The 25,131-nt window shown below is 63.6% G+C and carries 24 protein-coding genes; 11 read left to right on the top strand and 13 right to left on the bottom strand.

What is annotated here, in order from left to right:
• Positions 1-1,440 carry a cytochrome ubiquinol oxidase subunit I gene (locus HX881_RS08935; RefSeq protein WP_017123416.1) on the bottom strand — a complete coding sequence of 480 codons (1,440 nt, stop codon included), beginning with the start codon at positions 1,438-1,440 and terminating at the stop codon, positions 1-3.
• Positions 1,441-1,792: 352 nt separating this feature from the next.
• Here HX881_RS08935 and HX881_RS08930 point away from each other — a divergent pair, with 352 nt between their 5' ends.
• The gene (locus HX881_RS08930; RefSeq protein ID WP_017123415.1) at positions 1,793-3,040 is read left to right on the top strand and encodes an MFS transporter; all 1,248 of its coding nucleotides are present in this window, start codon (positions 1,793-1,795) and stop codon (positions 3,038-3,040) included.
• Between the two features lie 7 nt (positions 3,041-3,047).
• Here the strand turns inward: HX881_RS08930 and HX881_RS08925 are convergent, their stop codons facing one another.
• Positions 3,048-3,503 (bottom strand): DUF4879 domain-containing protein, encoded by a 456-nt coding sequence (locus HX881_RS08925; protein ID WP_244861785.1) that lies wholly within the window; start codon positions 3,501-3,503, stop codon positions 3,048-3,050.
• Between the two features lie 226 nt (positions 3,504-3,729).
• On the opposite strand from HX881_RS08925, the gene HX881_RS08920 reads away from it, so the two are divergent.
• On the top strand, positions 3,730-5,025 hold the full coding sequence (locus tag HX881_RS08920) for an NCS2 family permease (protein ID WP_017123413.1): 1,296 nt from the start codon (positions 3,730-3,732) through the stop codon (positions 5,023-5,025).
• A complete protein-coding gene (gene trmA, locus HX881_RS08915) occupies positions 5,022-6,101 on the top strand; it encodes a tRNA (uridine(54)-C5)-methyltransferase TrmA (protein WP_177084016.1) in 1,080 nt (359 codons plus the stop codon). Before HX881_RS08920 ends, trmA begins: the two co-directional genes overlap by 4 nt.
• A gap of 107 nt (positions 6,102-6,208) precedes the next feature.
• Here the strand turns inward: trmA and HX881_RS08910 are convergent, their stop codons facing one another.
• The 3 genes from HX881_RS08910 to HX881_RS08900 all read right to left on the bottom strand — a co-directional run bounded on the left by HX881_RS08910 (position 6,209) and on the right by HX881_RS08900 (position 9,228).
• Positions 6,209-7,048, bottom strand: a complete 840-nt coding sequence (locus tag HX881_RS08910; protein WP_177084014.1) for an amidohydrolase family protein — start codon at positions 7,046-7,048, stop codon at positions 6,209-6,211.
• A gap of 123 nt (positions 7,049-7,171) precedes the next feature.
• Positions 7,172-8,455 (bottom strand): MFS transporter, encoded by a 1,284-nt coding sequence (locus HX881_RS08905; RefSeq protein WP_177084012.1) that lies wholly within the window; start codon positions 8,453-8,455, stop codon positions 7,172-7,174.
• Positions 8,456-8,496: 41 nt separating this feature from the next.
• Complete coding sequence (locus HX881_RS08900) at positions 8,497-9,228, bottom strand: GntR family transcriptional regulator (protein WP_017123409.1); 732 nt, start codon at positions 9,226-9,228, stop codon at positions 8,497-8,499.
• A 272-nt stretch (positions 9,229-9,500) separates the two neighbouring features.
• Between HX881_RS08900 and aroQ the strand changes: the two genes are divergently transcribed.
• The 4 genes from aroQ (at position 9,501) to HX881_RS08880 (ending at position 12,476) form a co-directional block, all read left to right on the top strand.
• Positions 9,501-9,941, top strand: a complete 441-nt coding sequence (gene aroQ / locus HX881_RS08895; protein WP_177084010.1) for a type II 3-dehydroquinate dehydratase — start codon at positions 9,501-9,503, stop codon at positions 9,939-9,941.
• A gap of 5 nt (positions 9,942-9,946) precedes the next feature.
• Positions 9,947-10,801 carry a shikimate dehydrogenase gene (locus HX881_RS08890; RefSeq protein WP_177084008.1) on the top strand — a complete coding sequence of 285 codons (855 nt, stop codon included), beginning with the start codon at positions 9,947-9,949 and terminating at the stop codon, positions 10,799-10,801.
• 125 nt (positions 10,802-10,926) lie between these two features.
• The gene (locus HX881_RS08885; RefSeq protein WP_017123406.1) at positions 10,927-11,271 is read left to right on the top strand and encodes a helix-turn-helix domain-containing protein; all 345 of its coding nucleotides are present in this window, start codon (positions 10,927-10,929) and stop codon (positions 11,269-11,271) included.
• Positions 11,271-12,476 (top strand): type II toxin-antitoxin system HipA family toxin, encoded by a 1,206-nt coding sequence (locus HX881_RS08880; RefSeq protein WP_017123405.1) that lies wholly within the window; start codon positions 11,271-11,273, stop codon positions 12,474-12,476. The genes HX881_RS08885 and HX881_RS08880 overlap by 1 nt, the downstream gene beginning before the upstream one ends.
• 31 nt (positions 12,477-12,507) lie before the next feature.
• Here the strand turns inward: HX881_RS08880 and HX881_RS08875 are convergent, their stop codons facing one another.
• Together HX881_RS08875 and quiC are read right to left on the bottom strand one after the other, a co-directional pair.
• A complete protein-coding gene (locus HX881_RS08875) occupies positions 12,508-13,191 on the bottom strand; it encodes a TetR/AcrR family transcriptional regulator (RefSeq protein ID WP_017123404.1) in 684 nt (227 codons plus the stop codon).
• 105 nt (positions 13,192-13,296) lie between these two features.
• Positions 13,297-15,207 (bottom strand): 3-dehydroshikimate dehydratase QuiC, encoded by a 1,911-nt coding sequence (gene quiC / locus HX881_RS08870; protein WP_177084006.1) that lies wholly within the window; start codon positions 15,205-15,207, stop codon positions 13,297-13,299.
• 443 nt (positions 15,208-15,650) lie between these two features.
• Between quiC and HX881_RS08865 the strand changes: the two genes are divergently transcribed.
• A complete protein-coding gene (locus tag HX881_RS08865) occupies positions 15,651-16,907 on the top strand; it encodes an MFS transporter (protein ID WP_246356488.1) in 1,257 nt (418 codons plus the stop codon).
• A 174-nt stretch (positions 16,908-17,081) separates the two neighbouring features.
• On the opposite strand, the gene pcaG is transcribed toward HX881_RS08865, so the two are convergent.
• The 3 genes from pcaG to pcaQ all read right to left on the bottom strand — a co-directional run bounded on the left by pcaG (position 17,082) and on the right by pcaQ (position 19,477).
• Positions 17,082-17,687 carry a protocatechuate 3,4-dioxygenase subunit alpha gene (gene pcaG, locus HX881_RS08860; protein ID WP_177084002.1) on the bottom strand — a complete coding sequence of 202 codons (606 nt, stop codon included), beginning with the start codon at positions 17,685-17,687 and terminating at the stop codon, positions 17,082-17,084.
• Between the two features lie 11 nt (positions 17,688-17,698).
• Positions 17,699-18,418 carry a protocatechuate 3,4-dioxygenase subunit beta gene (pcaH, locus tag HX881_RS08855; protein ID WP_177084000.1) on the bottom strand — a complete coding sequence of 240 codons (720 nt, stop codon included), beginning with the start codon at positions 18,416-18,418 and terminating at the stop codon, positions 17,699-17,701.
• A gap of 129 nt (positions 18,419-18,547) precedes the next feature.
• Positions 18,548-19,477 (bottom strand): pca operon transcription factor PcaQ, encoded by a 930-nt coding sequence (gene pcaQ / locus HX881_RS08850; protein WP_017123399.1) that lies wholly within the window; start codon positions 19,475-19,477, stop codon positions 18,548-18,550.
• Between the two features lie 192 nt (positions 19,478-19,669).
• Between pcaQ and ypfJ the strand changes: the two genes are divergently transcribed.
• Both ypfJ and HX881_RS08840 read left to right on the top strand, forming a co-directional pair.
• Positions 19,670-20,563 (top strand): KPN_02809 family neutral zinc metallopeptidase, encoded by an 894-nt coding sequence (gene ypfJ, locus HX881_RS08845; RefSeq protein WP_042934211.1) that lies wholly within the window; start codon positions 19,670-19,672, stop codon positions 20,561-20,563.
• Positions 20,564-21,553 carry an alpha/beta hydrolase gene (locus HX881_RS08840; protein WP_017123397.1) on the top strand — a complete coding sequence of 330 codons (990 nt, stop codon included), beginning with the start codon at positions 20,564-20,566 and terminating at the stop codon, positions 21,551-21,553. It abuts the gene before it with no gap.
• Positions 21,554-21,688: 135 nt separating this feature from the next.
• Here HX881_RS08840 and HX881_RS08835 read toward each other — a convergent pair whose 3' ends face one another.
• The 3 genes from HX881_RS08835 to HX881_RS08825 all read right to left on the bottom strand — a co-directional run bounded on the left by HX881_RS08835 (position 21,689) and on the right by HX881_RS08825 (position 23,873).
• Entirely contained in the window at positions 21,689-22,282 is a 594-nt protein-coding gene (locus tag HX881_RS08835) for an HAD family hydrolase (RefSeq protein WP_017123396.1), read from the bottom strand.
• Positions 22,279-23,148, bottom strand: coding sequence for an acyl-CoA thioesterase II (gene tesB / locus HX881_RS08830; RefSeq protein ID WP_177083998.1), 870 nt, complete (start codon positions 23,146-23,148; stop codon positions 22,279-22,281). Before tesB ends, HX881_RS08835 begins: the two co-directional genes overlap by 4 nt.
• A 155-nt stretch (positions 23,149-23,303) precedes the next feature.
• Positions 23,304-23,873 (bottom strand): GNAT family N-acetyltransferase, encoded by a 570-nt coding sequence (locus HX881_RS08825; RefSeq protein ID WP_017123394.1) that lies wholly within the window; start codon positions 23,871-23,873, stop codon positions 23,304-23,306.
• Positions 23,874-23,966: 93 nt separating this feature from the next.
• Between HX881_RS08825 and HX881_RS08820 the strand changes: the two genes are divergently transcribed.
• Positions 23,967-24,887 (top strand): histone deacetylase family protein, encoded by a 921-nt coding sequence (locus HX881_RS08820; protein ID WP_177083996.1) that lies wholly within the window; start codon positions 23,967-23,969, stop codon positions 24,885-24,887.
• Positions 24,888-25,131 lie beyond the last annotated feature (244 nt).

The following is a 25,131-nucleotide window of genomic DNA, read 5'->3' as shown; positions in this document are numbered from 1 at the left end:
TCAGTTCCCCTTGTTCAGGCTGTCGCCATGGCCGTTTTCACTGCCTTCATCGGCGGCGGAAAGCGGACGGGCCGGTGTGCGTTGCTGACCGGGACCACCGTGGCTCGGTTCGGCACCTTCGTTGATCTTCGGCCCTTTGCGGACCAGGCGCATCATGTAGCCCAGGCCCACGCCGAACAGCGAGAAATAGACCACGACAAACAGGGCGAGCGTGATACTCATCTGCACCAGGCTATGCCCGGAGGACGCATCCGCCGTGCGCATCAGCCCGTAGACCACCCAGGGTTGGCGGCCGATTTCCGTGGTGAACCAGCCCGCCAGGATCGCGATCAGGCCGGATGGGCCCATCCACAAGGCCAGGTGCAGGAACAGGCGGTTCTCGTAGAGACGGTCGCGCTTGCGCAGCCACAGGCTCCACAGGCCGGTGAAGATCATCAGGAAGCCGAGGCCGACCATGACCCGGAACGACCAGAACACAATGGTCGAATTCGGCCGGTCCTCCGGCGGGAATTCCTTGAGCGCCGGCACCTGCTTGTCCAGCGAGTGGGTCAGGATCAGGCTGCCCAGGTAGGGAATTTCCACCGCGAACCGGGTTTTCTCGGCCTTCATGTCCGGCCAGCCGAACAGAATCAACGGGGTCGGTTCGTTGCCGACGTTTTCCCAGTGACCTTCGATGGCGGCGATTTTCGCCGGCTGGTGCTTGAGGGTGTTGAGGCCGTGGAAGTCACCGATCACCGCCTGGATCGGCGCCACGATCAGCGCCATCCACATGGCCATTGACAGCATGGTGCGGATCGCCGGGTTGTCCCGGCCGCGCAGCAGGTGCCAGGCCGCCGAGGAACCGACGAAGAACGCCGTCGCGACAAACGCGGCGGTGGCCATGTGCATCAGGCGGTAGGGGAAGGACGGGTTGAACACCACCGCCAGCCAATCCACCGGGATCACCCGGCCATCGATGATTTCATAGCCCTGGGGCGTCTGCATCCAGCTGTTGGACGACAGAATCCAGAAGGTCGAGATCAGGGTGCCGATCGCCACCATCACCGTGGAGAAGAAGTGCAGTCCGCGGCCGACCTTGTTCCAGCCAAACAGCATGACGCCAAGGAAACCGGCCTCGAGGAAGAATGCCGTCAGCACCTCGTAGGTCAGCAGCGGTCCGGTGACCGCACCGGCGAAGTCCGAGAAACGACTCCAGTTGGTGCCGAACTGGTACGCCATCACCAGGCCGGAAACCACCCCCATGCCGAAGTTGACGGCAAAGATCTTCGACCAGAAATGATACAGATCGCGGTACGTATCGTTGCGCGTCTTCAGCCACAACCCTTCGAGCACCGCCAGGTAGCTCGCCAGGCCAATGGTGATGGCCGGGAACAGGATATGGAATGAAATGGTGAACGCGAACTGGATTCGGGCGAGATCAAGTGCCTCCAAACCGAACATAAGTCTTCCTCTGTCAGGTAATACCGGCTGCCGACCTGGAGGCCTGCACCCACTGCCCCCACGGATATGGAGTGTGGCGAATTCGAATTCGTTCTTTTAAACCATCGCGACGCAGGGAGTCGGATCCAGATCGACGCCGCAAAGGGAAGTGACCTGGATCAATCAACGATAAAAGAGTAGTCCCATTCCGACGACCGGGTTATGTGGTCTTTTGCCGCGTGACAGGTTGCCTCAGGTGCAGATTTCATCTGATCCGCAAAAAACGGGCGAAGGGAAAAACACCGACAGCTCAGCAACTTTTTGTTACATGGGGATGATAATCTGCCCTACCCCCTGCCCAGGCGAGTCCCCGATGCCCACCGAGACGCCGTTGTTGCTGCGCCATCACCGCCCTTTCCTCGCTTTCTGGCTGGCCCGGATCTTTACCGCCAGCAGCTTCCAGATGCTCACCGTGGCCATTGGCTGGAACCTCTATCAATTGACCGGCAACGTGCTCGACCTGGGCCTGGTAGGGCTGGTGGAGTTCGCCCCACGCGTACTGTTCATGCTGCACACCGGGCATGTCGCGGATCGTTATGACCGGCGCAAGGTCGCGGCGCTGTGCCAGACCCTGCAGGCCCTGATCGCCCTGAGCCTGGCCATCGGCGGCGCGACGAACCAGGTGACCCGGGAGATGATCTTTATCCTGGCGTTCCTGCTCGGCGCCGCGCGCTCTTTCGAGATGCCCACCACCCAGGCGCTGTTGCCGTCCATCGTGCCGGCGGCGCTGTTCCCCCGTGCGGTGGCGGCGGCACAGTCGGCGCAGCAACTGGCGACCATCGTCGCCCCGGCCCTCGGTGGCCTGCTGTACGCCTTTGGCAGTGTCTGGGTCTACGGTCCGACCGTCGCCCTGTATGTCATCGCCTGCCTGCTGATGCTCAACCTGCCGGCACGCCAGACACCCCTGAACAAGGGCAAGGCGACCCTCGACTCGCTATTGGCGGGGATCCGTTTCATTCGCAGCCGCCCGGACATTCTCGGGGCCATCTCCCTGGACCTGTTCGCGGTGCTGCTGGGTGGCGCGACCGCCCTGCTGCCGGTGTTCGCCAAGGACATCCTGCTGACCGGAGCCTGGGGCCTGGGCCTGCTGCGTTCGGCACCGGCGGTCGGAGCGCTGCTGATGTCACTGTGGCTGGCGCGCTTTCCGATGGAACGCAGGGTCGGCCGGGTCATGTTCACCGCCGTCGGGGTATTCGGCGTGGCGACCATCGCCTTCGGCCTGTCGACCTCGTTCTGGTTTTCCCTGGCGGTGCTGGTGGTACTCGGCGCGGCGGACATGATCAGCATGGTGATCCGCTCATCGTTCGTGCAACTGGAAACCCCGGATGAGATGCGCGGCCGGGTCAGCGCGGTGAACGGCCTGTTCATCGGCGCTTCCAACCAGTTGGGCGAGTTCGAATCCGGGCTGACCGCCCATTGGTTCGGCACCGTGCCGGCCGTGGTCCTCGGCGGGGTCGGCACCCTGGTGATCACCGGGACCTGGATGAAGCTGTTCCCGACCCTGGCCAACCGCGACCGCATGCACGCCGAAAAGCGCGAGACCGCGCCGGCGGCCGGTTGATGCCGACCTAGTTGATATCGATGGTCGCCGTCATCGTCTGTACCGGCATCGTCAGCGAGCGGTTACTGAAGCTGAAGGTGCCCTGCTGCTGGTCCTGCAGATCGTAGATATAGCTGTAGCCGACCACCGCGCCGCCATTGCAGGGCACGAACGGCTTGCTGAACTCGCACAGGGAATTGCGCTGGCTGTAGTTGATCGGAGTACCGTTGAACGTCGCACCCGGTGCGCGCCCATAGCCCAGTTCGACCACCGTTACCGTGATGTTCGGCCCGCGATGGGCGATTTGCGTGCGCCGGCGGCCGTCGGAAACATCCTCGACCACCCCCGCCGACGCCACCGTATAGATTGCCACGCCCTTCAGCGGTGCCGCCGGTGCCGCTGAAGCCTGGCCGCCGGCCAACAACAGCAGTGCGCCGGCGCACAGCGCCAGGCGATTGCTCACGTGTTTCATCACTGGTTTCATAAAGCCGCCCCCTCGTCTGCCGCAGAGTATGCCTCAGGCACGGATTTCGCAGTAGTTCGGGCAAGGCGGTCGCGCGATGGAATCACCACCCCGCCCCATTCCCGCCATCGGCTGGTATGATGCGCGGCTTTTTCCCGCAGACGAATTTCATCAGGCCACCAGAGTCTGTGCTTTGCTGTTGGGACCGATTCATTCAGGGCGCCGAACGCGCCATTGGGGAGCAGAGATGCTGGAAAGGCTGTTTCAACTCAAGGCACACAATACCAACGTGCGCACCGAGATTCTCGCGGGCGTCACGACCTTCCTGGCCATGGCCTACATCCTGTTCGTCAACCCGAGCATCCTCGGCGAAACCGGCATGGACAAGGGCGCGGTCTTCGTCGCGACCTGCCTGGCCGCCGCCATCGGCTCGACCGTGATGGGCCTGATCGCCAACTACCCGATCGCCCTCGCCCCGGGCATGGGCCTGAACGCCTTCTTCACCTACACCGTGGTCCTGCACATGGGCCACACCTGGCAAGTGGCGCTGGGGGCGGTGTTCATCTCGGCGGTGTGCTTCTTCCTGCTGTCGATCTTCCGTATCCGCGAATGGATCATCAACAGCATCCCGCTGCCGCTGCGCTCGGCGATTGCCGCCGGTATCGGCCTGTTCCTGGCGCTGATCGCCCTGCACAACGCCGGTATCGTGGTCAGCAACCCGGCGACCATGGTCGGCCTCGGCGACCTCAAGCAGCCAGCGCCGATCCTCGCCACCCTGGGCTTTGCCGTCATCGTCGCCCTGGACGCCCTGAAAGTCCGTGGCGCGGTGCTGATCGGCATCCTCGGCGTGACCATCGTCTCGATCCTCATGGGGTTCAGCCCGTTCGGCGGCATCATCTCGGCACCGCCGTCGCTGGCGCCGACCTTCATGCAACTGGACATCAGGGGCGCACTGGATATCGGCCTGGTCAGCGTGATCTTCGCCTTCCTGTTCGTCGACCTGTTCGATAACTCCGGCACCCTGATCGGCGTCGCCAAGCGCGCCGGGCTGATGGGCAAGGACGGCCACATGCCGAAAATGGGCCGTGCCCTGATCGCCGACAGCACCGCCGCCATGGCCGGCTCGCTGCTGGGGACCTCGACCACCACCAGCTACATCGAGTCGGCGGCGGGCGTCAGCGCCGGCGGCCGCACCGGCCTGACCGCCGTGGTGGTTGCCGTGCTGTTCCTCCTGGCGCTGTTCTTCGCCCCACTGGCCGGCAGTGTCCCGGCCTTCGCCACCGCACCGGCGCTGCTGTTCGTGGCCGTGCTGATGGCTTCGGGCCTGGCGGAAATCAACTGGGATGACGTCACCGAGGCGGCACCGGTGGTGATCACCGCCCTGGCCATGCCGTTCACCTATTCCATCGCCAACGGCATCGCGTTCGGCTTCATTGCCTGGACCGCGATCAAGCTGCTGTCCGGCCGCGCACGCGAGCTGAACCCGGCGCTGGTGATTCTGTCGATTCTGTTTGTGATCAAGTTGGGTTGGTTCAACGCATGACTTTTGATTCCTCGACCTACGCCGTCCAGCTCCACGACAAGGTCGCGCGCCTGCGCGACCTGCTGGCGCCGTTCGCTGCACCCGAGCCGCAAGTGTTCGACTCGCCGCTGCAGCACTTCCGCCTGCGGGCCGAGTTCCGCCTGTGGCGCGAAGCGGGCGAGCGCCACTACGCGATGTTTTCCCAGGATGACAAGCGCACACCGATCCTGATCGAAGACTTCCCCATCGCCAGCCTGCGCATCAATGAACTGATGCCCCGGCTCAAGGCCGCCTGGCAAGCCAGCGCGCCGCTGAGCCACAAGCTGTTCCAGGTGGAGTTCCTGACCACCCTGGCCGGCGACGCGATGATCACCCTGTGCTATCACCGTCCGCTGGATGCGCACTGGCAGACCGCCGCCGAGCAACTGGCCGCCGATCTGGGCGTGAGCATCATCGGGCGCTCCAAGGGCAAGCGCGTGGTGATCGGTAATGACTACGTGGTGGAGAAATTCGAGATTGCCGGTCGCACCTTCAGCTACCGGCAACCGGAAGGTGCCTTTACCCAGCCCAACGGCACGGTGAACCAGAAGATGCTCAACTGGGCCTATGAGGCCCTGGGCGAGCGCACCGACGACCTGCTGGAGCTGTACTGCGGCAACGGCAACTTCACCCTGCCGCTGGCGACACGGGTGCGCAAGGTGCTGGCGACCGAGATCAGCAAGACCTCGGTCAATGCCGCCCTGAGCAACCTCGACGAGAACGCCGTGGACACCGTCACCCTGGTGCGCCTGTCCGCCGAGGAACTGACCGAGGCCTTGAATGAAGTACGGCCATTCCGCCGCCTGCACGGTATCGACCTGAAGAGCTACGAGTTCGGCAGCGTGTTCGTCGACCCGCCGCGCGCCGGCATGGACCCGGACACCTGCGAGCTGACCCGGCGCTTCGACAATATCCTGTACATCTCCTGCAACCCCGAGACCCTGGCGGCGAATATCGCGCAACTGCACGACACCCACCGTATCGAACGCTGTGCGCTGTTCGATCAGTTCCCCTGGACCCACCATATGGAATCCGGGGTCCTGCTGACCCGCCGCTGAAACCGCGCAACAGACAAGCCTGTGTGGGAGCGGGCTTGCCCGCGAAGAACGCCGGCGCGCAAGACCTGATACACCGCGTGGCGTCCTTCCCGGGCGCCAACCGCCACTCAGTCCGTGACAAACCCGAACAGCTGCGCCGCCGTGTCGCACAGCAGATGCTGGCGCAGCGGCGCGGCGCAGGCCAGGCGGCGCAGGCGGTCGAATTCGGAGGCGAAATTCACGTCCTGCTCATGCTGGGTATGGGGCCAGTCGCTGCCCCACAGCAACCGGTCCGGCCCTACGCTCTGCAACATCTGCGACAAGGCCTTCTCGGCGAAATGCAGGTTTTCCATCGGTGTGCCACCCAGCCGATAGATCGCCGAGACCTTGATCCACAACCGCCCGCTTTCCCCCAGCGCCAGCAGGCGGGCAAAGGCCGGCTGCTCGACCCCGAGCCGCGAATCGGGACGGCCGAAATGATCGACCACCACCCGGCAACCGTGCGCCAGCAACGGCTGGATCAACGCCGGCAGGTCTTCCAGTTGGCGATGCACTTCGACATGCCAGTCCAGGCGGCGCAAGTGCTGGAAGAACACCTGCCACGACGCCTCGGCAAAGTCCGGCAGCGGTTGCCCCATCAGGTTCAGGCGCACGCCCGCGACACCGAGCCCGGCCATGCGCCGCAGTTCCTCGAAGGCAATGTCGCGCTCGACCACCACTACCCCCCGCAACCGCTCGGGCGCCTGCTGCAGCGCCGCCAGCAGATAGCGGTTGTCGGTCCCGAGGAAACTCGGCTGCACCAGCACACCGTGGCTCAGGCCGTTTTCCCGCAAGCGTGCCAGGTAGTCGGCCAGGGTGGCGTCGTAGTCCGGCGCATAACGGCGCGCGGCCGCCAACCCCAGGCCGCGCTCGAAAACATGGGCATGGGCATCGATGCCGCTAATCGGCAATGGGCAAATCTCGGACATGGAACTCATCTATAACAAGGGTGAATACAGACTCCGTGGGAGCCGGCTTGCTGGCGATGAGGCCCTTGCGCCTTGCCGCGCCCGGAGGGCGCCATCGCCGGCAAGCCGGCTCCCACAGTGAGCTCAGGACAACTGGCTGGCATGGCTGCCCTTGACGGACTGCACTTGCGGCGCGGCCCCCTGCAAGTTGCGGCCTTTGGTTTCCGGCAAGGCCAGCGCCGCGAGCACCGCGACGCCATAGGCGATCCCGGCGTCGATGCCGATGGCCGAACCCAGGGACATCGACTCGCTCATATGCCCGACCATGAACGGGAACACCGCGGACAGCACCCGGCCGAAGTTGTAGCAGAAGCCCACGCCCGCGCCGCGCACATCGGCCGGGTACAGCTCATTGAAGAAGGAGCCGAGGCTGGCCGGAATCCCGGCGGCGAAGAAGCCCAGGGGGAAGCCGAGGAACAGCATCTGGGTATTGCTCAGCGGCAGGAACAGGTAGCACTGCACCGTGACCACGCAGCAGAAGGCAAAGAGGATGATGTTCTTGCGCCGGCCGATACGGTCCAGCAACAGTCCACTGACGATACAGCCGAACCAGAACGCGACGATGATCACCGCCAGGTAGCCGCCGGAGCTGAGTACCGAGAGGTTGCGTTCGGTCTTGAGGAAGGTCGGCAACCAGGTCATCACCGCGTGGTAACCGCCGTGGGCGCCCAGGCCGAGGATGCCGCCCAGCAGCGTGACCCGCAGCAGCTCGGGACGGAAGATCCCCGCCATCGACGCCAGCAGGCCGCGCCCTTCGGCCTTGGCCTGGCGTTGCGTGCCGTCCGGCTCGACCACGCTGCGGCGCACATAGATCACCAGCAACGCCGGCAGCAGCCCCACCAGGAACATCACGCGCCAGGCCATGGCCTCGGGTACGAAGCTGTAGATCAGGGTGAAGACCCCGACCGCCGCGCCCCAGCCGATCGCCCAGGCACTCTGCACCGCGCCCATGACCTTGCCGCGATAGCGGGCCTGGATGGTTTCCGCCATCAGCACCGCGCCCGCCGCCCACTCGCCACCGATACCGAAGCCCTGCAATGCCTTGACCACCAGCAACTGGTTGAACCCGGTGACAAAGGCCGAGAGAAAGGTAAACAGCGAGAACCAGAGGATCATCCATTGCAGGGTGCGTACCCGGCCGTAGCGGTCGGACAGCGTGCCGCCGAGCCAGCCGCCGATGGCCGAGGTGATCAGGGTCACGCCGCTGACCAGCCCCGCGTCGCCCTTGCTCAGGGCGAAGGCGGCGATCAACGCCGGGATTGCCAGGCCGAACATCTGCACTTCCAGGGCATCCAGGGACCAGCCGCCGAAGCAGGCCCAGAACGTCTTGCGCTCCCGCGAAGTGATGTCGCGATACCAACTGAACATGATTTCTTATCCTTATAGGTGAACAGGAAGCCGGTCGGGGCTCAGCGGATCTCGACGCTGTAGCGGAAGTGGCTGGCATGGCCACGGGAACGCCGCCACTCCAGCGGTCGGCCGGCGTAGTCACGGGCCAGTCGCTCGATCACCACCACCGGGCTGTCGGGCTCGATCTGCAACAGTCGCGCATGCACCTCGCCCACGGCTTCAGCGGTGAGGGTCTCTTCGGCACAGGCGACCACCTGGCCGCACAGCGCTTCGTAGATCGGATAAAGCAGCGGCCCCTGGCGATCCAGGTCGACCGTCAGCAGGGCCTGGAACGGCGCTTGCGGCAGCCAGATTTCCTCGGCCAGCAGCGGTGTGCCTTCCAGCAACCGCAGGCGGACCAGACGGATCACTTCGGTCTCGGGCGGCAGCCCCAGTGCCTGGCTGACGGCGGAAGGTGCGGGCAGGGAATCGACGGTGAGGATCCGGCTTTCCGGCATCTGCCGTTCACCGGCCAGGCTCTGGAAGCGGAAAAAGCGGAACAGCGAAGACTGGAACTGCGGGCGGCGGATAAAGGTGCCGCGGCCCTGCTGGCGTTCGAGGATGCCTTCCTCCACCAGCTTGTCGATGGCCTTGCGCACGGTGCCGATGGACAGCTGGTACTCGCCGGCCAGTACGGCTTCGGTAGGAATCGCTTCGCCCGGACGCCAGCGGTTGTTGGCAATCTGCCGGGCCAGTTCGTCGCGCAGGCGTTGATAGAGCGGAAGACGTTCGTCGCTGGAAAGTGTGTTCATTTTTGTAGTTATCCAGTCATCTATATGAATTTTCCCCGAGTATTCTCCTTGAACGAGACAGCGTCAAGTCACAGACCGATTACTGGTCGTCATCGCCCCACGCCTTTGCCCTCCCCAACCCGACACTGTTCGCTGATCGAACACTAAAGCACGCGGTTTGCGCCGGGTTGATTGCTGGCATTTGACTTGGATTAACCAGTTAGTACATTTTATCCAGACAGACCCGAATGCCTTGCGGTCGACGCCAAGAACAACAACGGAGACTCCCCCTGATGCCGCCTATCGTGCTGGTGCTCAACGGCCCCAACCTGAACCTGCTCGGAACCCGCGAGCCGGCCACCTACGGCCATGAAACCCTGGCGGACATTTCCGCCTTGTGCGGTCGTACCGCCACCGAGTTGGGCCTGACCGTGGAATTTCGCCAGACCAACAATGAAGGCGAACTGCTGGACTGGATCCACGCGGCGCGCGGGCGTTGCGCCGGGATCATCATCAACCCGGCCGCCTGGACCCACACCTCGGTGGCGATCCGCGATGCACTGGTGGCCAGCGAGTTGCCGGTGATCGAAGTGCACCTGTCCAACGTCCATGCCCGCGAACCGTTCCGCCATCACTCGTTCGTCTCATCCATCGCCAAGGCGGTGATGTGCGGCTTCGGCAGCCACGGTTATCGCCTGGCGCTGGACTATTTCAGCCAGACATTGAAGGGGTGAGCGCGATGTACCCGAACAACAGCACAAGCATCCTGGCCGGACTGATCGGCGCCGGTATCCAGGGTTCGCGCACGCCCGCCCTGCATGAGCACGAAGGCGATGCCCAGGGCTTGCGTTACCTGTATCGGCTGATCGACCTGGATCAGCTGCAACTGGGCATCGATGCCCTGCCCGACCTGCTGCTGGCCGCCGAGCGCATGGCATTCACCGGCCTGAACATCACCTTTCCCTGCAAGCAGGCGATCATTCCGTTGCTCGACGAATTGTCCCCCGAGGCACGAGGGATTGGCGCGGTGAATACCGTGGTGCTCAAGGACGGCAAGCGGGTGGGCCACAACACCGACTGCCTGGGCTTCGCCGAAGGCTTTCGGCGCGGGCTCAAGGGCGTCGCGGTGGAACACGTGGTGCAGATGGGCGCCGGCGGCGCGGGGGCCGCGGTGGCTCATGCGCTGCTCGCCGAAGGTGTACGGCAACTGACGATATTCGATGTCGACAGCGACCGTGCGCGAAGCTTGGCGGACAACCTCAACCAGCATTTCGATGGCAGCCGGGCCAGGGCCGGAAGCGACCTGGCCGCCGCCATGGCCCGTGCCGACGGCCTGGTGAATACCACCCCCATGGGCATGGTCAAGCTGCCCGGCATGCCAGTCCCGCTGGAACTGCTGCGGGCGGCACTGTGGGTCGCGGAGATCGTCTACTTCCCCCTGGAAACCGAACTGCTGCGCAACGCCCGCGCACTGGGTTGCCGCACGCTCGATGGCGGCACCATGGCCGTGTTCCAGGCGGTGAAGGCGTTCGAACTGTTCAGTGGCGTGACACCGGATGCACAGCGGATGGTGGAGCACTTTCAGCGTCTATAAGACTCACTCTGATGAGCTTTATCCTAAATAAGACTCACAAAATTGAGCCTTATAATAAAATGTCTTTCTCATAAGACGTGCTACAGTGAGTCTTATCAACGGTAAGGCTCATTCTGGTAAGTGTTATGAAGGCATTCTTTCCGGTCGGCTGTAGCGATACCCTCAGTAAAATCGGGCTACTGGTGAAAGCCAGACGCCTGGATCTGGGCCTGCGCCAGTCAGACTTCAGATCCAGCCTCGGAATCTCCGAGCATACGCTGCGCAAGATCGAGAATGGCTCGGAGTTGGTGGACCTCAGGTCCTTTATGCTGGTGCTCTGGCGCCTGGGCATCAACGAGATGATTTTCGGTTCACTGGAGGGGATCGAAGGCACCTCGCAAATCACACGATACGTCACGGACGAGGACAATCATGCGAGCCTGGCCTCGAGACGTGTTCGCCTGTCCAAACCCAAGGCGGAGGATTTCTGATGTCCCGCGCCTATATCTATATGGAACACCCGCAGACAGGTGAAGTCGTCACCCTGGGTCGACTGACGCTCCAGGGCAAGGTCGGCGAATTTCTATATGCCCCCGACTACGTGGCCAGCAATGGCTGGGTCCCCGACCCCATCAACTATCCGCTGCGCGCCGAAGCCTATACCGGCATCACCAAGAATCGCGGCATCCCGGGTTTTATCAACGATGCCATGCCGGACGGCTGGGGCGAGCGTCTGCTTCACCGTGCCTATGGCCAGGAACTGACCACCCTCGACTTCCTGCTCAAGTCACCGAACAACGACCGTATTGGCAACCTGATGGTCGGGCGATCCGCCTCTCCAGCGCCAGGTCTCGGCTCTGAGCCCGCGCCGACATTAAGAGGCCTGGCAAAATTCGTCGAGGCATGCGAAGCGGTCTATGACAGCCAACTGGATCAGGAGTCGGTCTCGATACTGAACCTGCGCCAACAGCGTTCTTCACTGGGCGGCGCCCGCCCGAAGCGTACCCTGCAGGATCATGGCATGCTGATCCTGGCCAAACCCCGCGACCGCTTTGATCAGTACGACCTGCCGGCTGTCGAATACGCGTGCATGACCTTTGCCGCCTCCAAGGGCCTGAATGTCGCCCGCACGGCCCTGCACGCCGAAACCCCGTCCACGCTCTTGGTGGAACGCTTCGATCGGACACCGCTGGCCGAGGGCGGCAGTCGCCTCCCTATGCTCAGCGCGCTCACCTTGCTCGACGCCGAGTGGATGACCCAGCATGACTGGCGCTATGCGGGTGTCGCCGATGAGATGCGCCGCCGTGGCGTTCCCGACAAAGATCTGCAGGAGCTGTTCAAGCGCATGTGCTACAACGCACTGGTCGGCAACAGCGACGACCACCCGCGCAACCACGCCATTATCTGGACCGCAGGCCAATGGCGTCTCTCGCCGATGTACGACGTGCTGCCCATTCTCGATGAAGGCCCCGCCCAGACGCTGGCCATGGCTGTCGGTCGTGAAGGAACCCAGATCAGCCGCCGCAACCTGCTCAGCCATCATGAGCACTTCGCGCTTGCCCGAGAACAGGCCGAGCAGGTGCTGGATGAAGTGATCGGCTGGGAGCAGGAACTTAAGGAATACTACGGCAGGTGGCTGCAAGGGGCAGAGTTGCAGATGGCGCAGGAGGCGACGAGCGCCGCACGCATGCGGTAGCCGCAGGAACAGCGCCCGTCCGGACAATCGATCAAGCCTGCAGGTACCTCAACACCGATTCGCAGATCATCTCCCGATGCCGCGCCTTGATCTGCTCGTCCGGCAGGTCGATCTGGAAGATCTCGCCGATGGTGTGGCGGTTCGAGACCCGGTAGAAACAGAACGAACTCACCAGCAGGTGTACGTCCAGCGGGTCCAGGCCGCTGCGGAACAGTCCCTGCTGCGCGCCCCGTTGCAGGATCTCGCCCAGCGCGCCGAGGATGGTGACGTTCATCGAGCGGATCGCCCGGGACTGCTTGACGTACTCCCCCTTGTGGATGTTCTCGATGCTGACGATCCGTACGAAATCGACGTTGCGGTCATGGTGGTCGAAGGTGAACTCGACCATCCGCCGAATCGCTTCACGCGGTTCCAGTTCCGTCAGGTGCAGGCGGCTCTCGGTGCTGCGGATCTCGCCGTAGAGCTTCTCCAGAACCTCGACGTAGAGCTGTTCCTTGCTGCCGAAGTAGTAATAGATCATCCGCTTCGAGGTGTGGGTCCGCTCGGCGATCGCATCGACCCGCGCACCGGAAAGGCCCTGCTGGACGAACTCGACAATCGCTTCCTGGAGGATGTTCTCGCGGGTCTTCTCGGGATTGTTCTTGCGACTCTTGCGCGGCACGGCGGCGGGCAGGGACACGTCAGGCGCGGCGGGAAGTTCTGAAGTCATGGTCATTCTGGGCTCACGGCCTTCTCGGCAGATGCTGGCGATTATGGGCTGCGTCCCCCAGCGAAGGAAGCGGGGAGACAGGTCAATTCCCCTCTCCCTCGCCCCAGAGCGCTAAAGCCGGGCCTGGCGCACGGCACCGCTACGGGATTTGGCCATCGCCGCCAGGCGCACCGCGACATTCGCCGCGCCATAGCCGGCGTAACCGCCCTTGCGTTGCAGGATCTCGAAGAAGAACCGCCCTTCGAACGGCTCGGTATAGACGTGGAACAGCTCGCCACCCTGGGCATCGCGGTCGTACAGCACGTTGTAGTAGGCCAGTTCGCTGAGGAATTCGTCGTCGAAATCGAAGCGCGCCGCCAGGTCGTCGTAATAGTTGAGGGGGATATCCAGCAACGCCACGCCCGCCTCTTTCGCCCGGCTGACCTCGGCGAAAATATCGTCGCAGTCAAAGGCGATATGGTGCACGCCGGAACCACGATAGCTCGACAGCGCATGGGAAATCGCCGTGTTGCGGTTCTCGGAAATATTCAGCGGCAGGCGGATCGAACTGCAGCGACTGCGCAGTGCCCGACTCTTCACCAGGCCATAGGGATCCGGCAGCACCACCTCGTCGTCGGCTTCGAAATCCAGCAGGCTCTTGTAGAACAGCACCCAGCTGTCGAGGCTGTCCGCGGGCAGCGCCATGGCCATGTGATCGATCCGCTTGAGACCGGCCCGCATCGGTGCGACGGGCAACAGGTTGAAATCGGTGGCATAGAGTTTCTGCCCGGCAGCCTCCTTGTCCACCAGATAGATCAGGCTGCCATCCGGCGCCCGCACCGCCGCCAGCTCCAGCTCGTTGGGACCGACCAGGCCGCGATAAGGCTGGCCCTTGTAGGCTATCGCCCGGGACAGCGCACTGGCGCTGTCGTTGACCCGGATCGCCGTGGCGCACAGGGACGGGCCATGGGCCTCGAAGAAGTTGTGGGCGAAGGAATAGGGTTCGCCATTGAGGATCAGGTTGATATCGCCCTGGCGCAACAAGCTGACGTTTTTCGAGCGATGCTGACCGGCGTGGACAAAGCCCAGGCGCTCCAGCCACTGGGTCAGCCGGGCACCGAGGGTTTCGTCCACGGCGAACTCGAGGAACTCGATACCCTCGTTTTCGCTGACCGGCGGCGGCGCGAACAGAGGGTCGAGAGTGGCGCTCGGTCCAGCCTCCCCGAGCAGGCGCTCGCGGGTTTTCTCTTCCAGGTACAACAGCGAACGCAGGCCATCGGCGGCATTCGCCCGGGGCGGCACGGCACGGAAACCGTCGTTGAAGATCTCCAGGGACAGCGGCCCGGTGTAACCACTCTTGATGATCGGCGCGAGAAAGCCCGGCAGGTCGAATTCGCCTTGCCCCGGAAAGCAGCGAAAATGCCGGCTCCATTCCAGGACATCCATCGCCAGGATCGGCGCGTCGGCCATCTGCACGAAGAAGATCTTGTCGCCGGGAATCTGCGCGATGGCGTCCGGATCGCCCTTGAGCGCCAGGGTATGGAAGCTGTCGAGCAGCACGCCGAGGCTCGGGTGGTCGGCCTGGCGGACGATATCCCAGACCTGCTGGTAGGTGTTGACGTGCCGGCCCCAGGCCAGCGCCTCGTAGCCGATACGCAACCCACGGGCGCCGGCGCGTTCGGCCAGCAGGCGCAGGTCGTCGACCAGGATCTGCCGCTCGCCCAGGCTGTCGGCCGACGCATTGCTGCACACCAGCACCAGGTCGGTGCCCAGTTCCTGCATCAGGTCGAACTTGCGCTCGGCGCGCTCCAGGTTGCGCGCCAGGCGGTCGCGGCGGCAGCCTTCGAAGTCGCGAAAGGGCTGGAACAGGGTGATGGCGATCCCCAGGTCCGCGCACATCTGGCGGATTTCCCGGGGGCTGCCGTCGTAGTACAGCAGATCGTTTTCAAAGATTTCCACGCCATCGAACCCGGCGGCGGCAATGGCCTCGAGTTTTTCCGGCAAGGTGCCGCTCAGGGAAACGGTGGCAATGGAACGCTGCATAAGTAGACTCCTGGCGGTGGTGTTTTTGTTGGATACCGCTCCAGCCCCGACAAAAGACGCCGGGGCAGTTGTGGGAGCGGGCTTGCCCGCGAAGGGCCCCCTGGGATCGCTGGAAGCTGCGCGGGCAAGCCCGCCCCCACAGAGGAATCCCATCGCCCTCCGGCAACCGGATTGATTATTGAGGCAGGGCAAGCCGGACATCAATCAAAGTGTACGAACTGGTTAGTTTTGTGTGCGATTATCGACCACAATGGCCCGCGGCGAATTGACGGTTTTTTGCTCACTGCGCACCATCAACCAGGCCAAGGCATTGCTTCAAACTGCAGAAACCCACCCAGACAATTCCAAGAAACGGGTAATCGCTCATGCTCTCGACTTCACAAAGCTCCCCTGCCACCCAGGGCGGCACTCGCGGCGGTATCGCCGACAAGATCCGCGGCGCCATGGCCGTCGGCACGACCCGCTGGGGCATGCTGGCCCTGGTGTTCTTCGCCACCACCCTGAACTACATCGACCGCGCCGCCCTCGGCGTCATGCAGCCCATCCTCGCCAAGGAAATGAGCTGGACGGCGATGGACTACGCCAACATCAACTTCTGGTTCCAGGTCGGTTACGCCGTCGGTTTCGTCCTGCAGGGGCGGTTGATCGACAAGATCGGCGTGAAGCGCGTGTTCTTCTTCGCCGTGCTGCTGTGGAGCCTGGCGACCGGCGCCCACGGCCTGGCGACCTCGGCGGTGGGTTTCATGATCTGCCGGTTCATCCTCGGCCTGACCGAAGCCGCCAACTACCCGGCCTGCGTGAAGACCACCCGGCTGTGGTTTCCCGCCGGCGAGCGGGCGGTAGCCACCGGCATCTTCAATGCCGGGACCAACGTCGGCGCGATGTTCACGCCGATGCTGTTGCCCCTGGTCCTGCAGGTCTGGGGCTGGCAGGCGGCGTTCCTGTGCATGGCGACGCTGGGCGGCATCTGGCTGCTGTTCTGGGGCCTGAAGTATTTCAACCCGGAAGATCATCCATCGGTGAAACCGGCTGAGCTGGCGTATATCCAGAAGGAAGTCGAACCGGAACAGCCCGCCGTGCCCTTCTCGCGGATCCTGCGCATGCGCGGCACCTGGGCCTTTGCCCTGGCCTACTCGCTGACCGCGCCGGTGTTCTGGTTCTACCTGTACTGGCTGCCACCCTTCCTCAACCAGCAGTACAACCTGGGCATCAGCGTGACGCAGATGGGCATTCCGTTGATCATCATCTACCTGACCGCCGACTTCGGCAGCGTCGGCGGCGGCATCCTCTCGTCGTTCCTGATCGGTCGCGGGATCAACCCGATCCGCGCCCGCCTGCTGTCGATGCTGCTGTTCGCCTGCTGCATCGTCGGCGTGATACTGGCCGCCGGTTCCAGCCACCTGTGGGTCGCCGTGGGGGCGATCTCCCTGGCCATCGGCGCGCACCAGGCCTGGACCGCGAACATCTGGAGCCTGGTGATGGACTACACCCCCAAGCACATGATGAGCACGGTGTTCGGTTTCGGCGGGATGTGCGCGGCCATCGGCGGCATGTTCATGACCCAGTTGGTCGGCTATATCCTGACCACCACGAACAACAACTACGCGGTACTGTTCACGCTGATCCCGGCGATGTATTTCCTGGCGTTGACCTGGATGTACTTCATGGCGCCGCGCAAGATTCCGAAGCTGGTCGATTGATCTCGCCGTGGCGAAGGTTGGGCAAGGCTTGCTGGCCTGTTCGCCGGCAAGCCCGTCCCTGATCGTTCCCACGCTCCGCGTGGGAATGCCTCTCTGGACGCTCCGCGTCCGCTGTTGTGACGCAGAGCGTCACGGGCTGCATTCCCACGCAGAGCGTGGGAACGACCATCGACGTTAGAAATCGAAAAACACCGTCTCGCCTTCACCCTGGATACGAATATCGAAACGGTAGGCCGTCTTGCCGTTCACTTCGCAGCGCTGGGCAATCAGGGTCTCCCGACGCTGCGGTTGCTCGATCAGGTTGATCACCGGGCATTTCGCGTTGGCCTCGGCCTCGTCGGAAAAGTACAGGCGGGTCTGCAGGTGGATATTGATCCCCCGGGCAAACAGCGAGACGTTGATATGCGGTGCCATCGGCACGCCGGCAGCATTGTTCACCACGCCCGGCTTGATGGTCGCCAGCGTCCACTCCCCCGCATCGAAGGTGGTCGCCGTGCGGCCGAAGCTGTTGAAGGTTTTCTCGGAATCGAAGGCCGTGTCGTAGACACCCTCGTGATCGGCCTGCCAGAACTCCAGGAAGGAATCGCGCACCAGGTGGCCATTGCCGTCATAGACATTGCCGAGCAACAGGATATGTTCGCCGGGCGCTCCCGGCTTGGCCATTTCATTCCAGATTTCCTCCGGACGCGGCGGATTGCCGGCAGCCGCCAGCGCCAGGCCGATATGCACATAGGGACCGGCGGTCTGTGACGGGGTTTCGGCGAGCAATTGAACAGGCATGGTCGGTCTCCTCAGCAGTTTTCGAAGTGGGTCTTGCGCTGGCCGCGCAGCACGATGTCAAAGCGATACGCCAGGCAGTCCATCGGATTGGCGTTGCCCATGTCGAGCCGGGCGATCAGGCTCTGCACCGCGTCGGCATTGACAATCGACTTGACGATGGGGCACATCGGGATCAACGGATCGCCTTCGAAATACAGCTGGGTGATCAATCGCGTGGCAATCGACGGGCCGCTGATGGATACATGGATATGCGCCGGACGCCAGTCGTTCGGGCCATTGCGCCATGGATAGGGCCCGGGCTTGACGGTGCGGAAGCTGTAGTAGCCGTCACGGTCGGTCAGCGCCCGGCCGACGCCGCCGAAATTCGGGTCCAGGGGCGCCAGGTAGCGGTCGTTCTTGTGCCGATAACGCCCGCCGGCATTGGCCTGCCAGATTTCCACCAGGGTGTGGGGAACCGGCTGGCCGTATTGATCGCAAACCCGACCGGCCAGGATGATGCGCTCGCCCACGGGCAAGCCGCCATTGTTGAAATTGAGCAGCAGGTCGTTATCGAAACGACCGAATTTCAGATGGGAAAAATCCGGACCGGTGCTTTCACTGAGCGATTGAGGAATGCTCACCAGCGCCTGGCGCGGGGAACGGGCAATGGACGTCTTGTAATCGGGGGTCAGAGCTTTGGGGTGCCAATTACGGTCACGGATGACAAAACGACTGCTGTCTGCTTCAGACATGTCGATCTCCTGTTGTTTTTATGGGGAAACGCAGCGGCAAGCTACAAGGAATGAATCACGCGCTTGCAGCGTGCCCCAACAGGGAACCGGCGGATATTGAAAAGCCGGGGCTCAACCATAACCCAATGGTTATGGGTAACGACCTTCGCGATACGCCTGCCCCACTTCCCGCAGCATCTCCACCGACCATTGCGCCGCCAGCGACAGCGGCAGGCTGGCATTGCTCGAAATGCCCACGGAACCACCCGGCTCGCGCTGGCCGAGGTCGATCTCGCACAACTCGCCACGCGCCAGGTCCAGGCGCACGGCATCCAGCGGCGCGATCCACAGCGCCTCGCTGGACAGCACGTAACGCCGGCTCAAGGCCACCGACAGGGTTTCCAGGCGCTGCCGCGACTGGCGGATGCCGCACTGCACGAACAGGCTATCGGCAAACTTGCGGATGGTGGTGCCCGCCAGCGGCAGGACCAACGGGAAGTTTTCCACGCTGGCGCGATCCGGCGCACCGCTCGACAGCGGATGATCGGGCCGCGCCACCAGGGTCATGGATTCACTGTACAGGTGCTCGAAGGTCAACCCCTGGATCTCCGGGCTGTCAGTCATGCGACCGACCACCAGGTCGACATCGCCGACCCGCAATTGCGAGAGCAGGTAGGCGCTGGGCCCGGTCACCACACTGACCACCAGCGCCGGATGCCGTTCGTGCAGGCGCCGCACCACCTCCGGCATCAACAGGCTTTCCACCGTCGACAGCACGCCGAGCCGCACCACGCCCGCGGCGTACTCGCCCTCGCGCAGGGCCTGCACGCCTTCGCGCAGGGTCTGCACCGAAGGCCCGGCGTAACGCAGGAAGGCCACCCCGGCCTCGGTCAGGCTGATACCGCTTTTGCTGCGCACGAACAGGCTGGTCTCCAGCAGCGTCTCGAGTTCCTTGAGGGTCTTCGACATCGCCGGCTGGCTCACCGCCAGGACATCCGCCGCCCGCGCCAGGCTGCCCTGGCGGGCCATTTCGAGAAAACACACGAGGTGGCGGAATTTGATACGGGTGTCGATATTCACGAGGGGGGCGGCTCCGCTGCGGTCGGGACATGCAGGTCAGGACAGACACAATTGTGTCCGATATTAGCCGTCAGCGGCGGCTTCTGAACCAAATCCCCTGGCTGACCTCTATCTGCATGGCCTGACGACCGGACTGGCGGCTATCCCACCCAGCAGCAACACTCATCTGCACAACAAACAGAGGATTCCCACATGCTTTGGAAAAAAGGAAGGCGCAGCGACAACGTGGTGGATGCTCGTGATGACAACAATGCTGGAGGTGGCGGACTGCGTTTCGGCGGCGGCAAGGGCTTGAGCCTGACAGCCGTGGTGCTGATTGTCGGCATCGGCTTGCTCACGGGCCAGGACCCGATGCAGATTCTCGGACAACTCAGCGGACAACTGACCCAGCAGCAATCGGCGCCCGTCAGCCCGCAAACCCGGCAGTCACCGCCGGCCAACGATGAGCAGGCGGATTTTGTCCGGGCCATTCTCGGCGATACCGAAGACACCTGGGGCCAGATCTTCCAGCAGGCCGGACGTCAATACAAGGAGCCGACCCTGGTGCTGTTCCGCGGCCAGGTCAGTTCCGCCTGTGGCCTGGCCTCCTCGGCCACCGGGCCGTTCTATTGCCCGGCGGACCAGCGGGTCTACCTCGACCTGGACTTCTTCCGCGAGATGTCCCAGCGCTTCAAGGCCGCCGGGGACTTTGCCCAGGCCTACGTGATCGCCCATGAAGTCGGCCATCACGTGCAGACCCTGCTCGGAGTCTCCGCCAAGATGCAGGCCGCCCGCCAGCAGGGGCGCAAGATGGAAGGTGACGGCGGCCTGCTGGTACGCCAGGAATTGCAGGCCGACTGCCTGGCTGGGGTCTGGGCCTGGCATGCGCAGAAACGCCTGAACTGGCTCGAGCCCGGCGATATCGAAGAAGCCTTGAATGCCGCCAACGCAATCGGTGATGATCGCCTCCAGCAGCAGGGTCAGGGACGCGTGGTGCCGGACTCCTTCACTCACGGCACCTCTGCTCAACGGGTGCGCTGGTTCAAGACCGGCTTCGCCCAGGGGCAACTCAACCAATGCGATACCTTCGCCGCCAAGAGTCTGTGAATGAACAAAACACTGCTGGGATCATTGTTGTGGGGTATGTGCGTCATCGGTGGCCAGGTCCAGGCCGCTGAACACGGGGTCAAGGAAGTCAGCCCCAATCATCTGAAGCTGTCGGCCGGCGAGTTGAGCGTCGGCCTCAATCGCGACTGGCAAGGGCCGATGCCCGATGTGCAGCGGGTGCTGATCATCGTCCACGGGCGGCTGCGCAATGCCATGACCTACCTCAACAGCGCCGAGACCGCCGCGAGCCAGGCCGGCCAGGACAGCAACACGCTGATCATCGCGCCGCAGTTCCTCAACGAAAGCGATGTACGACGCAATCACCTGCCGGACAACCTGCTGCGCTGGCAGGGCAATGACTGGATGGCCGGCGAGGCGTCCACCGGCCCTTCGCCAATGAGTTCCTATGCCGCGCTGGATGAAGTCCTGCAACGCCTGGGCAATCGGAAAAAGTTTCCGGCCCTGCGTGAAGTCGTGATTGCCGGGCACTCCGGCGGCGGCCAGGTGGTGCAGCGTTATGCGCTGGTGGGACACGGCGACGCGCAACTGGCCGGGAGCGGCATCAAGCTGCGGTATGTGATCGCCAACCCGTCGTCCTATGCCTGGTTCAGTGCCCAGCGACCGGTGGCGGGATTCAATCCATCGTCCTGCCCGGGCTTCAACGACTGGAAGTACGGCCTGCAGAACCTGCCGAGCTACGCCATGGGACAATCGCCGGCGCAGCTGGAACAGGCTTATGTGCAACGCTCTATCACCTACCTGTTGGGCCAGCAGGACACCGACCCGAACCATCCGGCGCTGGACAAGAGCTGCGGAGCGGAAGCCCAGGGCCCGTATCGGCTGATTCGCGGACACAACTATTTCGCCTACCTGCAGCAACGTCACCCGCAAGGGCTGGCGCAGACTCTGGTCGAGGTGCCCGGGGTCGGGCATAACGGCGACGGCATGTTCACTTCGCCACAGGGGCAGAAGGCGTTGTTCCAGCGTTAAAGGGCGGGGGATGTGCTGCCTGGACCGGCCCCTTCGCCGCGATGCGGCGCCCCGACAAGCCAGCTCCCACGGTGGATCGCGCAAGGCGCCACAATGCGATCCTATGTGGGAGCTGGCTTGCCAGCGATGCGGCCCTCAAGCCGACAGCATCTCCCGCAACGCCACACAATCCTCGGCATGCCAGTCCGTGAGCTCCGGCCACGGGTTATCCGGCAGGTTGACCAACACCGTCCGTGCCCCCGCCGCCCGTCCGCAGTCCAGGTCGAAGCGGTAATCGCCGACCATCACCATCTCGGCCGGCGCGACGTCCCAGGCCTCGGCCAGTTTCAGCAAACCACCCGGATGCGGCTTGGGCGGTGCGTCATCGCGGCCCAGCACATCGGCTTCGGCAAAGCAGTCGGCCAGACCGATGGCCTGCAGCGTCACATGGGCCAGTTCGCGGGCATTGCGCGTCAGGATCCCCAGGCGATAGCCCCGTCCGGCCAGCTCGCGTACCAGCTCCACCGCACCGACCGCCGCTTGCGAGCCCAGGGCCAGATCCCGCTCATGCTCCAGCAACCAGGCATGCTTGGCCGCCGCCTCATCGGCCGGCAGCGCTGCCAGGTGGGTCAGGATGTCGTCTTCCGGAGGAATCGACAGGGCCACGCGAATGGCGGCGAAATCATGCACGGCAACGGTCAGGGTGCCATCCATGTCGAACACCCAGTGACGAACCTCGGACAGACTCATGACCAATCCTTGCGATGCCGGATCAGACCTTCCTGGGTCACCGACGCCACCAGCACACCGGCGCGGTTGTACACACTGCCGCGGGAGAAACCACGGGAATTGCCGGCCCAGGGACTGTCCATCGCATACAGCAGCCAGTCGTCGGCGCGCAGGTCGGCGTGGAACCACAGGGCATGGTCGAGACTGGCGACCTGCATATCCTTCTGCCACACCGACTTGCCATGGGGCAGCAGCGAGGTGGTCAGCAGGCCGAAGTCCGACGCATAGGCGAGCAGGTACTTGTGCAGCGCCGGCGAGTCGGCCAGGGCACCGTCGGCGCGGAACCAGACGTACTTGACCGGGTCCGACGGCTGCGGGTTGTAGGGGTCCTTCTCGGTCACCGGGCGCACTTCGATCGGCTTCGGGCACAGCAGCTTGTCACGCATGTGCTCGGGGATCAGGTGGGCACGTTGCTGGGTGATTTCCAGCTCCGACGGCAGGTTCTCCGGCCCCACCACCTGCGGCATGCTGCTCTGGTGCTCGAAACCCTCTTCGTCGTACTGGAACGAGGCACTGCAGGTAAAGATCGGGTGGCCCTTCTGGATCGCCGTCACCCGCCGGGTACTGAAGCTGCCGCCATCGCGTACGCGGTCAACCGAATACACCACCGGCAGGCCGGCATCCCCGGGACGCAGGAAATAGCCGTGCAGCGAATGCACATGGCGCGCTTCCTCGACGGTCTGGCTCGCCGCCGACAGCGACTGGCCCAGCACCTGGCCGCCAAACAGCTGGCGAAACCCCAGGTCCTGGCTGCGCCCGCGAAAGAGGTTTTCCTCGATGGGTTCCAGGGTCAGCAAGTCGACCAGGTCTTCCAGCACTTGGCTCATTCAAACGCTCCTCACACAGGGCAATACAGTTCACTTAAAGACGATATCAAGCCATCCGTGCTTGTAATGGCCGAGCCTTGAACAACTCGCCACAGGCCTTGAATGATACCGCGTTTGCCATCAGCGGCGGTGCAGCGGATCGGCCAACCCCGGGGTTATCCGTGCAGGGTTTCCAGCCACTGGTCGCGGCTGATGCGGTACAGCACGTGCTTGCGCAAGGGATGATCGGCGGCCAGCCTGGGGTGTTCGAAGTCACCCAGGGGGTCATGGTGCATGCCGATGGCCTGCATGACCTTCTGCGAAGGGGTGTTGGTCTCGGTGGTGAAGGCCACTACTTCTTCCAGCGCCAGGCGATCGAAACCGCAGCGCAGGGAAGTCCACGCGGCCTCGCTGGCATAGCCCAGCCCCCAGTGCTCGCGCGCCAGGCGCCAGCCCATTTCCACCGCCGGGGTGAAGGCCGCGTCGAAGTTGACATGGGCCAGTCCGGTCAGGCCGATAAAGGCGCCATTGTCCTTGCGCTCCAGGGCCCACAGGCCAAAACCATGTTCGGCGAAATGCCCGCGGATCCGACCGATCAGCGCGGCACTCTCCAGGCGACTCAGCGCGACCGGGAAATAGCGCATCACTTGAGGATCGGCGCACATCCGGGCAAATTCCGGCAGGTCGTCATCGCGCCACTGACGCAGCAACAGGCGTGCGCTCTCGAGTTCCAGTATCGGCTCCATCAATCCCCCTCAGGATTCCTTGTAAAGCTGTTTCCCTGCTCGCAAGTGTATCGCGCTGATAAGATCCTTCACTCATTCCTACATGAATTCGCCATGCCGTTGCCTTTGATCTACCACGATGACTACAGCCCGGAGTTTCCGCCGGAGCATCGTTTCCCCATGGACAAGTTCCGCCTGCTGCGCGATCACCTGGTGGACAGCGGCCTGACCCGCGACCCGGAGCTGCTGCGCCCGCAGATCTGTCCCGTGGATATCCTCGCCCTGGCCCATGACCGCGGCTATATCGAGCGCTACATGGCCGGCGAGCTGTCCCGCGAGGACCAGCGCCGCCTCGGCCTGCCCTGGAACGAAGCCCTGGCCCGGCGTACCGTGCGCGCGGTCGGCGGTTCGCTGCTGGCCGCCGAACAGGCCCTGGAACATGGCCTGGCCTGCCACCTGGCCGGCGGCACCCACCACGCCCACTACGATCACCCGGCGGGCTTCTGCATCTTCAACGACCTGGCAGTGATCAGCCACTACCTGCTGGCCAGTGGGCGTGTCGAAAGGGTGCTGATCTTCGATTGCGACGTGCACCAGGGCGACGGCACTGCCCGTATCCTTGAAGACACTCCCGAAGCCATCACGGTTTCCCTGCATTGCGAGAAAAACTTCCCGGCGCGCAAGGCCCGCAGCGATTGGGACATTCCCCTGCCCATGGGCATGGGCGATGCCGACTACCTCAAGGTGGTGGATGACGCCCTGAATTACCTGCTGCCGCTCTACCAGCCGGACCTGGTGCTGTACGACGCCGGAGTGGATGTGCACAAGGACGATGCCCTGGGCTACCTGAAACTGACCGACGAAGGGGTGGCGGCCCGCGATGAACGGGTCCTGCGCCATTGCCTGGGCCGGGATATCCCGGTGGTCGGCGTGATCGGCGGCGGCTACAGCAAGGACCGCCAGGCCCTGGCGCGGCGCCACGGCATCCTGCACCACAGTGCGCAGCGGGTCTGGACGTCATCAGGTTGTCACTGAAGCCTGCTCGCTTACCCACAATGCCTGTGGAACCGCCTGTGGATAACCTGAGTGAAATGCGCTACAGACCGCATAAAGAAAGGGCTACAGATGGCTGTATGTTTTTCGTACAGCCCTCCTGATGAGCCCGGCAGCTCCCCTGTGGGAGTGGGCTTTGTGGGAGCGGGCTTGCCCGCGAATGACACGACACGGTGTTGATTCTTACCACGCATGGTAGCGATCAACCGCGCTTTCGCTCTTCGTG

This window comes from Pseudomonas gingeri (assembly GCF_013386115.1).
Classification (GTDB): Bacteria; Pseudomonadota; Gammaproteobacteria; order Pseudomonadales; family Pseudomonadaceae; genus Aquipseudomonas; species Aquipseudomonas gingeri.
The sequence above is the reverse complement of the archived record's forward strand: the minus strand, read 5'-3'. Positions and strand labels throughout refer to the sequence as shown.

What these genes read in the sequence shown, in the direction of transcription:
- HX881_RS08935 (WP_017123416.1), bottom strand. Translation starts at nt 1,440, where the DNA reads ATGTTCGGTTTGGAGGCACTTGATCTCGCCCGAATCCAGTTCGCGTTC.
- HX881_RS08930 (WP_017123415.1), top strand. Translation starts at nt 1,793, where the DNA reads ATGCCCACCGAGACGCCGTTGTTGCTGCGCCATCACCGCCCTTTCCTC.
- HX881_RS08925 (WP_244861785.1), bottom strand. Translation starts at nt 3,503, where the DNA reads ATGAAACCAGTGATGAAACACGTGAGCAATCGCCTGGCGCTGTGCGCC.
- HX881_RS08920 (WP_017123413.1), top strand. Translation starts at nt 3,730, where the DNA reads ATGCTGGAAAGGCTGTTTCAACTCAAGGCACACAATACCAACGTGCGC.
- trmA (WP_177084016.1), top strand. Translation starts at nt 5,022, where the DNA reads ATGACTTTTGATTCCTCGACCTACGCCGTCCAGCTCCACGACAAGGTC.
- HX881_RS08910 (WP_177084014.1), bottom strand. Translation starts at nt 7,048, where the DNA reads ATGTCCGAGATTTGCCCATTGCCGATTAGCGGCATCGATGCCCATGCC.
- HX881_RS08905 (WP_177084012.1), bottom strand. Translation starts at nt 8,455, where the DNA reads ATGTTCAGTTGGTATCGCGACATCACTTCGCGGGAGCGCAAGACGTTC.
- HX881_RS08900 (WP_017123409.1), bottom strand. Translation starts at nt 9,228, where the DNA reads ATGAACACACTTTCCAGCGACGAACGTCTTCCGCTCTATCAACGCCTG.
- aroQ (WP_177084010.1), top strand. Translation starts at nt 9,501, where the DNA reads ATGCCGCCTATCGTGCTGGTGCTCAACGGCCCCAACCTGAACCTGCTC.
- HX881_RS08890 (WP_177084008.1), top strand. Translation starts at nt 9,947, where the DNA reads ATGTACCCGAACAACAGCACAAGCATCCTGGCCGGACTGATCGGCGCC.
- HX881_RS08885 (WP_017123406.1), top strand. Translation starts at nt 10,927, where the DNA reads ATGAAGGCATTCTTTCCGGTCGGCTGTAGCGATACCCTCAGTAAAATC.
- HX881_RS08880 (WP_017123405.1), top strand. Translation starts at nt 11,271, where the DNA reads ATGTCCCGCGCCTATATCTATATGGAACACCCGCAGACAGGTGAAGTC.
- HX881_RS08875 (WP_017123404.1), bottom strand. Translation starts at nt 13,191, where the DNA reads ATGACCATGACTTCAGAACTTCCCGCCGCGCCTGACGTGTCCCTGCCC.
- quiC (WP_177084006.1), bottom strand. Translation starts at nt 15,207, where the DNA reads ATGCAGCGTTCCATTGCCACCGTTTCCCTGAGCGGCACCTTGCCGGAA.
- HX881_RS08865 (WP_246356488.1), top strand. Translation starts at nt 15,651, where the DNA reads ATGGCCGTCGGCACGACCCGCTGGGGCATGCTGGCCCTGGTGTTCTTC.
- pcaG (WP_177084002.1), bottom strand. Translation starts at nt 17,687, where the DNA reads ATGCCTGTTCAATTGCTCGCCGAAACCCCGTCACAGACCGCCGGTCCC.
- pcaH (WP_177084000.1), bottom strand. Translation starts at nt 18,418, where the DNA reads ATGTCTGAAGCAGACAGCAGTCGTTTTGTCATCCGTGACCGTAATTGG.
- ypfJ (WP_042934211.1), top strand. Translation starts at nt 19,670, where the DNA reads ATGCTTTGGAAAAAAGGAAGGCGCAGCGACAACGTGGTGGATGCTCGT.
- HX881_RS08840 (WP_017123397.1), top strand. Translation starts at nt 20,564, where the DNA reads ATGAACAAAACACTGCTGGGATCATTGTTGTGGGGTATGTGCGTCATC.
- HX881_RS08835 (WP_017123396.1), bottom strand. Translation starts at nt 22,282, where the DNA reads ATGAGTCTGTCCGAGGTTCGTCACTGGGTGTTCGACATGGATGGCACC.
- tesB (WP_177083998.1), bottom strand. Translation starts at nt 23,148, where the DNA reads ATGAGCCAAGTGCTGGAAGACCTGGTCGACTTGCTGACCCTGGAACCC.
- HX881_RS08825 (WP_017123394.1), bottom strand. Translation starts at nt 23,873, where the DNA reads ATGGAGCCGATACTGGAACTCGAGAGCGCACGCCTGTTGCTGCGTCAG.
- HX881_RS08820 (WP_177083996.1), top strand. Translation starts at nt 23,967, where the DNA reads ATGCCGTTGCCTTTGATCTACCACGATGACTACAGCCCGGAGTTTCCG.